Origin of the sequence: Roseivirga sp., from assembly GCF_049099775.1 — a bacterium.
Classification (GTDB): Bacteria; Bacteroidota; Bacteroidia; order Cytophagales; family Cyclobacteriaceae; genus Roseivirga.
On the sequence record NZ_JAGDZM010000012.1, the window covers coordinates 103,171 to 116,642 of the forward strand.

Annotated in this window: 10 protein-coding genes; 2 read left to right on the top strand and 8 right to left on the bottom strand. The window is 38.4% G+C overall.

Going from position 1 to position 13,472, the window contains the following annotated elements:
- Window positions 1–211: 211 nt before the first annotated feature.
- From JXQ92_RS17110 to JXQ92_RS17145, 8 genes are all read right to left on the bottom strand, one after another.
- Entirely contained in the window at window positions 212–1,753 is a 1,542-nt protein-coding gene (locus tag JXQ92_RS17110) for a hypothetical protein (RefSeq protein WP_421987862.1), read from the bottom strand.
- Window positions 1,754–1,786: 33 nt separating this feature from the next.
- Window positions 1,787–5,197 (bottom strand): SusC/RagA family TonB-linked outer membrane protein, encoded by a 3,411-nt coding sequence (locus tag JXQ92_RS17115; RefSeq protein WP_421987863.1) that lies wholly within the window; start codon window positions 5,195–5,197, stop codon window positions 1,787–1,789.
- Between the two features lie 112 nt (window positions 5,198–5,309).
- Complete coding sequence (locus JXQ92_RS17120) at window positions 5,310–6,350, bottom strand: FecR family protein (protein WP_421987864.1); 1,041 nt, start codon at window positions 6,348–6,350, stop codon at window positions 5,310–5,312.
- Window positions 6,351–6,416: 66 nt separating this feature from the next.
- Window positions 6,417–6,944 carry an RNA polymerase sigma-70 factor gene (locus JXQ92_RS17125; protein WP_421987865.1) on the bottom strand — a complete coding sequence of 176 codons (528 nt, stop codon included), beginning with the start codon at window positions 6,942–6,944 and terminating at the stop codon, window positions 6,417–6,419.
- A 324-nt stretch (window positions 6,945–7,268) separates the two neighbouring features.
- Complete coding sequence (locus tag JXQ92_RS17130; protein WP_421987866.1) at window positions 7,269–9,518, bottom strand: sodium-translocating pyrophosphatase; 2,250 nt, start codon at window positions 9,516–9,518, stop codon at window positions 7,269–7,271.
- 158 nt (window positions 9,519–9,676) lie between these two features.
- Complete coding sequence (locus tag JXQ92_RS17135; protein WP_421987867.1) at window positions 9,677–10,375, bottom strand: SDR family NAD(P)-dependent oxidoreductase; 699 nt, start codon at window positions 10,373–10,375, stop codon at window positions 9,677–9,679.
- Window positions 10,375–11,052, bottom strand: a complete 678-nt coding sequence (gene folE / locus JXQ92_RS17140) for a GTP cyclohydrolase I FolE (protein ID WP_421987868.1) — start codon at window positions 11,050–11,052, stop codon at window positions 10,375–10,377. Before folE ends, JXQ92_RS17135 begins: the two co-directional genes overlap by 1 nt.
- Window positions 11,033–11,440: a 6-pyruvoyl trahydropterin synthase family protein gene (locus JXQ92_RS17145; protein ID WP_421987872.1), complete on the bottom strand. Its 408-nt coding sequence runs from the start codon at window positions 11,438–11,440 to the stop codon at window positions 11,033–11,035. Before JXQ92_RS17145 ends, folE begins: the two co-directional genes overlap by 20 nt.
- Window positions 11,441–11,812: 372 nt before the next feature.
- On the opposite strand from JXQ92_RS17145, the gene JXQ92_RS17150 reads away from it, so the two are divergent.
- Window positions 11,813–12,403 (top strand): DUF3244 domain-containing protein, encoded by a 591-nt coding sequence (locus JXQ92_RS17150; RefSeq protein ID WP_421987869.1) that lies wholly within the window; start codon window positions 11,813–11,815, stop codon window positions 12,401–12,403.
- Between the two features lie 268 nt (window positions 12,404–12,671).
- Window positions 12,672–13,070, top strand: coding sequence for a hypothetical protein (locus JXQ92_RS17155; RefSeq protein WP_421987870.1), 399 nt, complete (start codon window positions 12,672–12,674; stop codon window positions 13,068–13,070).
- Window positions 13,071–13,472 lie beyond the last annotated feature (402 nt).

Below are 13,472 nucleotides of genomic sequence, written 5' to 3' on the forward strand. Positions count from 1 at the left end.
GCACATTTTTTTTGATATCGTTCTAACTTTAGTTGCTAGTTTAAGGCGCTGATCTTTTCAAACTCGGTCTTCATTAAAACACGCAGAGTTGTCTTCTTCGTCAGTTTATAGTCAGAATTAAATCAAGGTTGGACATTTTTATTACTCCCATTAGTCATCAATAATTTTGAATATGGAGGGTTATTAGCCCTCCATATTGATCCTTATTAAATCAAGAACCATCAGGGTTACCAAGTCCCCCGAAAGTATATATATCTTGTCCAAGTGCCTCTAATTCAGACGCAGGGACAGGAATGCTCAATGGTGTTCCTGGCGTTAGCTTGTAGTCTTCATATGTTGTAATTCTACGTGCTAAATAGCCATTAGTAGCTGAATGCCAGCTTAGTTCAACGAGACGCTCATAAGTAACTTGTCTTAGAAGCTCTTCGTCAGATTCTGTACCTAATAGCGCTGCTAATCCACCTCTATCTACTCTTGTAAGGTTAATTAACTGTGCCGCTTCAGTTTTACTTCCACCTGTTCTAATGAGTGCTTCTGCTCTTAAAAGATTGTTTTCAGTTAAAGTAAAGTGAGGCATCGGCCCAACTAAATTGTCGTTCACGAAATAGATATATCTGCTATAGCTGTAGTTTCCATAAATGTAGAACCCACGATCAGATCTAAATGGTACGCTGCTGTTATAAGTAAAATCAGTTGCTATTCGCTGATCTCTTGGTGTGCTAATCTCTGGATATGTCAATACATTGTCTTGCCAAGGATATGGTGCAGTAGGGTGGTTCGGATCAGTATCGGCAGCGTTTTGAATATCTCTACCTCCTGTTCCGCCTTCCATCATGTTAACCAATCTTTGAGAAACTCGTACCCAGCCAGCAAATTGACCGTTTCTTAAGGCACGAGTCCACCACTGATTACCACCGTCTCCGTTAGGAGCAATATCTCCAGTAATTCCATTGGTTGTTAACTGGAGGACTTCATTCCAATCTGTCTCATTAACCGTCTGCTCAGCATTTCTTGCAGAGAAAACCTCAATCTTTGCAGCGTAAGAACGGGCAAATCTTGCCGCTTCAGCCGCTGGTAAGGTTACTCCATTGAATCCGTTGAAATTAATTCCTGGATTTGCATCAAAAATGGCCGCTGCCTCTAAGAACCTTGCCTTAGCAGCATCTGCACACTCTTTGTATCCTTGGAATTCAAGCGATCCAAGTTCGTCATCTGTTAGTTCTTCACTAACAATAAATCCTCTATCGAAGATCAATGATACCCAGCCAAGGGCTAAACCTTGCATCATTCTAGCATTTGCTAAAACAACGGCGGTTTTATCTTCTCCAGTAACTGGGTCGATCGCTTTGCCTTCGAAATTCGAATTCATCACCTTAAGAACGTCATTCACTGGGCCGATAGAGTTATAAATTCCTCTCCATGGGTTTCTATTCACTAAACGAGTAGAAGCCGTATTTGAATTTACAAATGGTCTAGGAGGGATTCTACCTCCATCGAACATGGCATAGTTTGTCCATGATGATGAGAACACCTGAGCTGCAACACTCAAGTACATGTTAGGGTATGATATTTGTGTTTGGTTCCACCATTGCCCGTAAGCACCCTGCACTAATGCAGGGAACTCACCAGGGTTTGCTAAAACGCCATTAATATCAAGGGCATTGAGGTTTTCAACCTCCAAGTCTTCACAGCTCACGAATCCAACAAAGGCTACCGCAGCTAATAAAGATTTTATGTTTTGTCTAAAATTCATAAATGTCTTTTTTAATGTTTGAAACACTTTCTATTAGAAGGTTAGGGCTACAGAGCCTGAGAAGGTTCTGATAAGTGGGAATCCATACCCATCAAACCTTGCGTTAATTCCTCCGCTTGTTGGATCAAATCCGCGATACTTGGCGGCCAAGAAAACGTTGTTTGCGATCAAGCTGAACTGAACTTTGTTGAATACGTTTGTCATGCCTAGCTTTTCGAGTTGTGAAGCTCCTAATTCGTAGTTCACAGAAATCTCGCGAAGTCTAACATGAGATGCATCTTCAACATATTCAGCATTTAATCTTCGTCCATTATAGATAGATTGTCTGAATGCTGTCCAGTGTCTTTGGCCTTCTGGTCTGTCTGCCTGATCGTAGTCAGGACCTAAACCATCTCTATCAAGTGCTTGTAAACCTGAGTTGTAAACATCTCCACCGATTTGCGCTTCCCATAACATGTAAACGGTCATGTTTTTGTAGCGGAAATTAGTTCTTAAGCCTAAGTTTAAGTCAGGACGAGCGTTACCAATAACTAGCTCTTGCTCTTCTTCACCATCTTCGTTTACCAATGGAACAACTCTCTCATTGTTGGTATACTGCGTTCCTGCAGGTATTACAAAACCTAAGTCATTAATTACATAGTCATCAATAGTAGAAGTGTTTCCAAGTCCTGCGAACTGACCATTAAGTACAATACCATTTTCATCAACAGTTAAATCAGAAAGAGACTTAGCATACTTTCTACCATACATTTGAGTCAACTCACTACCTTCTCTCCAAATACCAGCACCAGTTGATAGAACCTGTGGAGCGTTGAATTCAGTAATAGTTTGAACCGTACGGTCAGCAACTAAATCAATATTCAGACCCATGTCCTGCTTGTTGATAGCAGTATATCCTAAAGTAAATTCGAAAGTGTTAGTTGACAACGTTGCTGCGTTTTGCACCTGCGTTGATCTACCACCTGTAGCTGCAACAGAAATTGGAACTGACAATACTTGATCTCTATTCTCTTGTGCTGAATATGAAGCCAAGAAATTGAACTTATCTAAAAATTGACCTGAAAGCGTGAACTCTGTTTCAGTTGTGATATTCGGCTTCAAGTTTGGGTTCGCCAACTGCTGAGGGAAGGATATTAGTCCATTTGCAACATTGGCAATCTCAAATCTATCATTAAATAATGGACGACCACCGGCAGTACCTAGTGAAGCGGATAATTTTAATTCTTGGAAATGCGGAATGTCAAAGTCTTCCGTGATTCTATATGCGCCAGATACTCTAGAGAACCATTGCCATCTTTCATCTTCACCAAATAGGGAAGAGCCGTCATAACGAACAACCATATCCAAGATATACTTGTCTTTATAATCTCCGCCTACTGCGAATGCATAACTATCAGAGCGTATTTGAATGTTTCGCTGATCAGTTACAGAGAAAAATTGATAACCTAAGCCGCTTGTATCTGCAAGTGTAGCATTCAAGTTGTTAAATCCACTTAAGCCTAAGAAATCGGCATCTACTGAAAATCCTTCATCTTGACGATCTTCATACTGATACTTAAGGGTAGACCTTAAACTGATATCGCCAAGCTTCTTAACATAAGTCAATGCAGCACTAGCGTTAATAGCGAAAGATTGTGCAAAACCTCTGTCAATATCACCTTGGCCAGGTTCACCTACTACAGCAAGGTAACCTGGGTTTTGGAAGGCAGAATTGTTGTCTTGTCTCGTATCAAAACCAAATACACCTGTAAATTTCAGGTCATCAGAAATCTGAAGATCACCTTGAGCACTACCGATGAAACGTTTTCTTACTCTTTCATTTTCATTGTTACTCAACACATAGAAAGGGTTGAAGAATGAATCTAAAATGAAGGAGTTAGCATCATAGTTAAATGGGCTTCCATCTTCTTCATTTGGAGCAAACCAATCAGCATCCGGTGAAGCGAAAATTAAGCTACCAATGTTTCTAGGTCTTCTGTCATCTCTATCCCAGATGTATTTCGATCTGATTTTTAATTCGAATCTGTCAGAATAGTTCTGATCTAGCGCAACAGAGAAGTTGTACCTTCTGTTACCTTCATGCAGATCGATACCACCCGAAGCATTTTGTTGTTCAAAAGAAACACTAACACTACCGTTTCTAGTTCTATTACTTAGGCGAACATAGTTTGTAAGGGAGGTGCTTCCGTTAAAGAAGTCTTCCAAGTGATCTCTGTATCGAGAAAAAGGTACTTCGTTGATTGACGGGTTTCTATCAAGTGCTAGTCCATCATCATCAGTGATAATGTCACCATTTGCATCCACCTGCTTGTTGTGAAATCTCGCTTTTTCTGGGTGTCTTCCTTTGTAAGTGTTTTCAGATCTTACTTCGCTTCTGAAGTAAACACTAGTTTGACCTACATCAAGACCAGCGCCAGATTTAGTATAAATAGCAATTACACCATTTGCTGCACGAGAACCGTACAAAGTTGCAGCTGATGCACCTTTAAGAATCTCGTAACGTTCGATATCCTGAACGTTTACATCAGACAAACTACCTTCAAGAATAGCTCCATCAAGAATTACCAACGGACCGTTTCCAGTTCTTAAGTTTGTAGCACCCCTTAATAGAATTTGAGGCCCCTGACCAGGTACATTACTTGGTGCAATTCGTAAACCTGCAACTTTACCAACTAATGCATTACCTGCGTTAGCCGCTGGTGCTTTGGTTAAAGTTTCAGCTGTTACACTAGCTACTGAGAATGATAGTTTTTCTACTGGTGTAGCTGCTGCAACACCAGTAACCACTACTTCACCTAAGTTTTTAATGTCAGGGGAGATGACGACGTTAATGACAGCTCTTGTACCAATTACTTCTTCACGCGTTTCGAATCCTATATAACGGAAGACTATAGTGCCACCTTCATCAGGAACGGTTAGGCTGTATTTCCCATCAGGATCAGTCTGAGTACCGTTTGTTGTACCTTTTAAGAAAACATTTACGCCTATAAGTGGCTCATTGTCTTCTTCATTTACGACCCTTCCTGTAATGGTTTTTACTACTTGCTCCACAACCGTAACGCGGTCGTTATCGGGAGTTCCACTACTTGGTATTTGCGCAACAGAAATACTCTTATTGATCTGCTTGAAGTTCAATTCCGCTTGTTGAGAAATTGATTCAAGTATATCTGCTACTGTATACTCACCTTTTGGTAATGTGATTTTCACCCCCTTTTTAATGTCCTTTTTCTTATAGAAAAACTTAAAAGGAGTCAGGCCTTCGAGATTTTGAAAAGTCTCTGTGATTGAAGCCTTCCGGAGTTCTAAGCTAACCTTGTAATCCCTAATGCTTTGAGCACTAGTAGTGTTAGCAAAAAGCGATGATATTAATATCATCTGAAGTACCATTCCGTATAGAACATACTTCACACTTCGCTGCAACGAAGCACTGTATATATTTTTCATATATTTGCTTGTGTTTTTAGTTAAACATATAGATAGTAAGTCCAAGGCAGGTCTACTGCAATAGCTTGCCTTGGCATTTTGTTCTGATTAGTTTCTTGTCATACGCGATCTTTTAATTAGTCAAGTGAATAATAATTTGTTTTTCATTTACACTACTTTCAAATCCCATAGTGTAGCCGAGAGATCCTAAAATATTTTCAAGGCTTTGTCTTTCGAACTTGCCTGTTCCTTCATACTTCAATTTTTCAATTCCTTCACCGACCACTGAGATGTTTACGTTGTACCATCTTTCAAGAGTTTTTATGATGTCGGCTAGATGCATATTATTGAAGTAGAGGTTATTTTCTTTCCAAGACAGTACGTAGTCAGGATTAAAAACGGTCTTCGACCATTCCTTAGACGTTTTGTCCACGGTAATTTGTTCGTTTGGTGTTAATATAACTTTAACCTCTTTTAAAGAAACATCTGTTCTGTTCACTTTCACCTCGCCAGTAGCCAAAGCAATTGATGCATCTTCCTCGTCAACATAGTCACGAACGTTGAATGAGGTGCCTAGTGCTCTTGTTACTAGGTGAGCGGATGTAACTGTAAATGGTAGATTTTTATTTTTGGTGACTTCAAAGAATGCTTCCCCGTTGAGTTGTATTCTTCGGTTATCAAGTCCAAAATTATCATCATAGATAATTGTGGTCTCTGAGTTTAGAGTCACTTTAGATCCATCGCGTAGTAATATTGAGCTGCGTTGTCCTTTAGATGTGGTCTTTTCGATTTGTCGGGCAACATGAAGCTGATCAACATTAACTGAATTTCTATCAGTTAAGAAATATCCACCTGCTAAGACTATAATAAGGATAGACATTACTGCAAGGAGTGAGGTGAATTTATTTTGCTTGGGTGCCGCTAGCGCAATTTCGCTGTATTCATAATTAGATTCAGTTGTTTGAGCTTTTACGGCAGCCTTAACTCCTTCGAGAATGCGCTCCTTGTCTATTGAAGATTTTGCCTTGTTTGCGGTTTTGTTCCAGATTGATAATAGAAGTTCGTTTGCATCATTTTCATCAAGATCATTGGCTAACCAAGTATGCAGCTGGTTACGCTCCTCCTCCGAGCAGTCGTCCCTTAAAAAATGATACAAAACGTTTTTGTCTTCCAATACACTAGTGTCTAATAATGAATACACCGAAAAATGAAGTAGCCGTTACTCCATTTATAAATTTTTTTAGATAGAGATAGAATCAGAGTAAGCGTGTATGGTTTTAATAGCCTTTCTGATTTGCCCCTCTACCGTATTTATAGAGATATTCAGTTCCTCACTAATCTCTTTGTTAGAGAAACCTTCGAGTCTGCTCATTTTAAAAATAAGCTTACGCCTAGGCGGTAAACCTTCAATTGCTCTGAGTAGCGTGGTTTCCATTTCTTTAAAAAGAACTTGCTCCATTGTGGAGTTTTGAGTTAATAGATCATCAGATAACTCAATTGCATTTTTATGCTTTAGGTTATCCCTAATCTTATTTAACGTTAGGTTCTTTGCGATTCTGAATAAAAGATTGTCTACCGATAGGTTTAAGTCTAGCTTCTCCCTATTGTTCCAGAATTTGATAAATACATCTTGACTGACTTCCTCAGCCTCCTCCTTCGATTTTAGTAATGAAAATGAAAAATTATAAACCCTAGGTAGGTTTAGGTGTACGAATTTTTCTAGAGCCTTTTCATCTCCATCTTTTAATCTTTCCAACAGCCTCTTCATATCTCCGAGACTTTAGGTGAGAGATGTTTTTAAAGTGAAATTCAGAATTGAATGGTAATGTGCAATGTCTGTGATACGACCTGTTCTTATTGTTTGCATAGTTGTTGATGATTGAGTTTGATAAAAAATTATTGACCTTAATGAGATCGTAACGCAACAACTCCATTCAAGTTGAGTAAAACATGAAATTTTACTCAAATCGACTGAATTTCTTCCCTATTAACACAATTTCCACACAGTTTTGCCCTTAGTTGGTATAAAAAAATATGGCTCCATCCGATAAAATCGAATGGAGCCATAAGGTGTGTTTTCTGTTAAAAAGAGCTATTCTACTATAGAAATGGCCTCTTCAACTTCGTCTAACTTTATTTCCTTTTTGTCATCATTCATCTCAACTTTCAAGTCTTCACTGTGAGAAGATGTCCCCTCAATGTTACCAAGAATCGGTGCTATAACAAGACCGATAAGACATGTAAGTTTAATAAGAATGTTCATTGATGGTCCGGAAGTGTCTTTGAAAGGGTCGCCAACTGTATCTCCAGTTACTGCAGCTTTATGTGCTTCAGAACCTTTGTAAGTCATCTCTCCGTCAATTTCTACACCTGCTTCAAAAGACTTCTTGGCGTTGTCCCAAGCACCACCGGCATTGTTTTGGAAAATTGCCCAAAGTACACCTGATACAGCAACTCCAGCCATGTAAGCTCCAAGAGGTTCAGCACCCATCAAGAATCCAATAAGGATCGGGAAGATGATAGTGATTGCACCTGGCAACATCATTTCTCTAATCGCTGCTTTCGTTGAAATATCAACACATTTACCATATTCTGGTGTAGCTGTTCCTTCCATTATACCTGGAATTTCTTTGAACTGGCGTCTTACTTCTTTAACCATTTCCATGGCTGCTTTACCAACTGATTCCATTGCTAAGGCAGAGAATACTACGGGTATCATACCACCTATAAATAGCGCTGCAAGAACGTCTGCTTTAAAGATGTTAATTCCGTCAATTCCTGTAAAAGTTACATATGCCGCAAACAATGCTAAAGCAGTTAAGGCAGCAGAAGCAATGGCAAACCCTTTACCAATAGCGGCAGTTGTATTACCAACAGAATCGAGTATATCTGTCCTTTCTCTTACTTCTTCAGGTAATTCACTCATTTCAGCAATTCCACCGGCGTTATCAGCGATTGGACCAAAAGCGTCGATTGCTAATTGCATAGCCGTTGTAGCCATCATGGCAGATGCGGCAATACCAACACCATAAAAACCAGCTAGCTCGTAAGCACCCCAAATGGCACCAGCGAAAAGTATAATTGGTGCAAAAGTAGATTTCATACCAGTTGAAAGTCCAGCAATGATATTTGTTGCTGCACCGGTAGAAGAGTTTTGAATAATACTCATAACCGGCTTCTTGCCAATAGCAGTGTAATATTCAGTAAAGTAGGAGATAGCTGCACCTACGAATAAACCAACCAATACTGCTCCAAATACTCTTAGAGAAGTGATTTCAACTAAACCTTCACCAAAAAGCCTCATTTGCATGGTAGCAGGTAAAAGTAGATCGATTAGGAACCAACATGCGACAGCTGTTAACACAATTGAGCCCCAGTTTCCTTTATTTAATGCTGATTGAACTTCAGCTTCTTTTGCATTCTCATTAGTCACTTTGATAATCATTGCTCCTAAAATTGAGAATATGATACCAACACCTGCAATGATTAATGGAAGAAGAATTGGACCAATTCCGCCGAAATCATCGACTACAGATCCGCCCATATCTCTAATTACATAGTTACCTAGTACCATTGAAGCTAGCACTGTTGCTACATAAGAACCGAATAAATCGGCACCCATTCCCGCAACATCACCTACATTATCACCTACGTTATCGGCAATCGTAGCTGGGTTTCTTGGATCATCTTCAGGAATTCCTGCTTCAACTTTGCCTACAAGGTCAGCTCCAACGTCTGCTGCTTTTGTATAGATACCACCACCAACTCTTGCGAAAAGTGCAATAGATTCAGCACCAAGTGAGAAACCAGCTAATGCTTCTAATACAACAATCATTTTATCAACACCACCGTTGTCCATGCTTCCGCTCATAAAGAATTGGAAAAGGAAGATGAATAATACACTTAGGCCGAATACGGCGAGACCTGCAACACCAAGTCCCATTACGGTTCCACCAGTGAATGAAACTTTTAAAGCATGTGGAAGGCTTGTTCTAGCTGCTTGTGTAGTACGAACGTTTGCAGCAGTGGCTATTCTCATGCCGATGTTTCCGGCTAGTGCAGAGAAAAAAGCACCAATTACAAAAGCAACTACAATGAAAATATGTGTGGTTTCTACTAGCGTAGAAACTATTCCTAATAAAATTCCTGCTATTACAACGAAAATGGCAAGTACTCTGTACTCTGCGCTAAGGAAAGCAAGTGCTCCCTCTTTGATGTAATTCGCAAGGTTTTGCATTTTTTCTGAACCTGCATCTTGCTTATTAACCCATCGTGCTTTCACGATCATGACTAACAAACCAATTAAACCCAGAGCGGGTACTGCGTAAAGTAGATATGACATATTTAAGGTCGTTTTTTTTAAAGACCCGCAAAGATAAAAGAAGCGTATAGAAAATGAAAAGCATGAGCAAAGAATCTGTCCGCAATCGACGTCAGATGCTCAGGTTTTCTTAATTCTTTAGAATGAACTAGGGTTTTGTGCCTCGGAAAGTAAAAAGTCTAAGGTTTTAAGCTGCCAACACCACCGTCGACGCCTATTATTTGTCCGGTAATCCAGCCAGCTTCATCAGAGAGTAAAAGCGAAGCCATATGGGCAAGATCTTCTGGCTGACCGAATCGTCCTATAGGGTGTCGCTTATTAGAAGCTTCTTTTTTATCATCATTTGCTAATAATCGTTCAGCTAACGGTGTTTCTGTTAGTGAAGGAGATAATACATTTACTCTAATGCCATGCATGCTCCATTCTGCTGCTAGTGATTTAGCGAGTCCTTCTATTGCTCCTTTGGATGTAGCTATCGATGAATGAAAATTCATACCAAGCTTAGCTGCTACAGTGCTAAAAAGTATTACCGAAGCGTTGTCCGACTTTTTGAGTGCCTTAAACGATGCTTGCAAAACTTTAATGGCACCAGTTACATTAATCTGAAAATCATCCTGAAAGTCTTCAATTTTCAGCCTATGAAATGGTTTTAAATTGATCGAACCAGGTGCATATACCACACCGTCTAGCGTTTCGGGGATAAATGAAAAATTTATTTCTTCGGCTAAAACATCAACAGTGTGATGTTCAACACCGGAAAGGTTAGGGTTTTGTCTTGATGCAGAAATTACCTTAGCACCTTTAGCCATTGCCATTTCAGCAATGCTTTTACCAATACCAGAACTAGCTCCAACAATCAAAATAGTTTTACCTTCCATTATTTAATCTTGTTGTTCACGTAAGCGAAGAATTCATTCTTGGTTCCGTCCTGCTTAAATTTTCCAGAGAACTGAGCAGTCACCGTACTGCTATTAACATCTTCTACACCTCTTGAAGAAACACATAAGTGTTCTGCATCTATAACAACGGCAACATCTTCTGTTTCGAGAATTTCTTTAAGCTCGTTGGCTATTTGAACGGTTAGTCTTTCTTGGACTTGTGGTCTTCTAGCATAATAGTTTACAATCCGGTTAATCTTGGAAAGACCAATTACTTTGCCGCTAGAGATATACGCCACATGAGCTTTTCCTATAATAGGTACAAAGTGGTGTTCACAGTTTGAGTAGAAGGTGATGTCTTTCTCGACAAGCATTTCATTGTACTGATACTTGTTTTCGAAGAGCGCTATCTTTGGTTTATTCTCAGGGTTAAGTCCGCTGAAAATTTCTTTGATATACATTTTAGCGACCCTTTTCGGAGTTCCTTTGAGACTGTCATCTGTTAGATCCAATCCCATGATATCCATAATGTCTCGGAATTTATCTTCGATAAGAGACATTTTAAGATCGTCATCAATATTAAATGCGTCTTCTTTTAAAGGTGTGTCATATGATGTTCCTATATGCTCGTCACCAATTTCTTCTATTGTTAATGTATTAGGCTGGGTATTCAACATAATTTCTTTCGGTCTCGTAAAGTGTCACTTTTAAATCAAGATTGGCCTCGATCTTATTCCTTAAAATATTGTAAATCACTACAACTATATTTTCTGCAGTAGGGTTGACTGTTTTGAACTCTTCTACATCAAGGTTTAAGTTTTTATGATCGAATTTGTCGGCTACGTGTTCTTTAATTAAATCGCTGAGCAATTTCATATCATATACATATCCCGTATCAGGATCAGGTTCGCCACTCACTTTTACAATGAGTTCATAGTTATGACCGTGATAGTATTTGTTATTACACTTACCAAAAACTGATTCGTTCTTTTCATCCGTCCAATTTGGGTTATGTAATCTGTGAGCAGCATTAAAATGCTCCTTGCGAAAAACTGCTACTTTCATTTCTGATTTTTTCAATGAGTAAGAAGTTTGCTTACTACTTGTTTATTAATGGTACTACAACACCAATGAAAACAGATTTGTTCAAGAAAAGCCTAATAACTATTTAAAACCGTTCGAAACACTCTGAATCTTAGTCAGTCGAATATTATTTTGACGATTCTCAGATAAATAATGGCATTGAAATTGTCTTAATTATCAGATTTAAGGCTGCTTTTACAACTTAAGATGTGTCTATGACATCTTGTGACATTCGTTTACCCTTCCATGACAAACCCACTCGAAAACCACCGTTCATTTGAATAAGAATTCGCAAACAACATACCGCGAAGACTTATGAAGATCAAAAACAACAAAAACTCAAAAAACAAAAACATGAAAAATCAAATCAAAACTTTAGCAGCAGCAGCAATATTTTTGGCCAGCGGATTTATAGCATCAGCCAACGAAACGGAAAGAGAAATTTCACTTACTACAGAAAATCAAAAAGCAGTAGTCTTGAGAATGGACAACGTTAAAGCAGGTACTCAAATTTCATTATTAGATGAAAACGGAAAAGTGTTGTTCCAAGATGAAGCAAGTGCCGAGGCTTATGGGAAAGTATTCAACCTTTCTAAGTTAGATAAAGGTCAGTTGCAATTAGAAATTGAAAGTGATGAGACTTTAGAAGTAATGTCAATTCAAGTAACTGAAGAATCTGCACGAATTGAGTCAGGTAGTAAGAAATTGATTGAAAAACCAATCATCAAGCATAATGATAAAGGAATGAAAATCTATTTCGGAAAAGACCATGCAGGAATGAAGGTTTCTGTATTCGACGAGCAAGGTTCAATTGCTTTTAGAGACAACGTAGAATCTAACGGGTCTATGAAACGATATGACATCTCTAAATTATCGTCAGGAGAATATAAAGTACAGTTTACTGCAGACGGCAGAAGCTTTTATCATACAATCACTCTAAATTAAAAGTGCAATTTTATAATGGAGGTATGGCCCCGACTGATAAGTCGGGGTTTTTTTGTGGACGACAATTAGTCTTAAAAGTTACAGTGTGTCAAAATCGTAGCATTACTGTTCAAAAGTGTACATCTTCATTGCCTAATAAACTTGAATTTAATGCTAACATATTGATGTTCAGGAACTTAAAATTTTTGGCATATGGATTGAATAAAGAAAGACAGGTCAGTTGCTTTGGTCAGCAACAATAAACAAACTCAAAATAAACAACAAGGTCATGAACTCGATAATAAACAATTTAGATTCACTGAAAAGAAAGGTAGTATTAGCTATCGGAATTTTAGTCGGACTTAGCACATTAGTACTTGCGAATCCAATTAAGGAAGAAGCAAGGTTAACAAAAGAAGAGGCTACGGAATTAATTCTTTTAATTAAAGAAGAACTTAAAATTGACGAATACGAAGCAGTTTTAGTTTTCGATGAAGAAAAGGGTGTTTTCGAAGAAGTTAAGCCTCTTCAAATTATTAAAGTATACGATAGTGAGGATGAGCTTTTATTAGAAGCGCCAATCCAAAAGCTACAGGAGTCTAAGAATAAGCATTTAAGAAAATTATTGAATGCTAGTGATTTTCTAACTGAATATGAAAACACAAAGTACTACAGGCTTGATATTTAAGGTCAGCTAATAATGAATAAAGGGATATCAATTTGGTGTCCTTTTTTTTATGTGCTGATATTAAAAGAGGGTCTTCATTTTAATGAAGACCCTCTCGAATTTTACTGAGTGCATTAATCAATCTCAGATGTTTAGGATAAGACAAGTATAGAGGAGAAATTACAGGTGTGCAAATAGAGAAAATGTATAAATGACTGATTAAGAACATTTTTAGCTATAAATGAATATACTTTAGCTGTGAACGACTCGATTCTGCATCTATAAAATTGAATCTTTTTTAGTATCGAGCTTTCAAAAAAGGAGTTGCTAAAAGCCAAAAACTAAAAAAGGCCATCCTAATCAGGTGGCCTTTTTTAATTTATAGCGAGTTTATTGCTTAGCAATGTTCTTCGAAAACGTCAG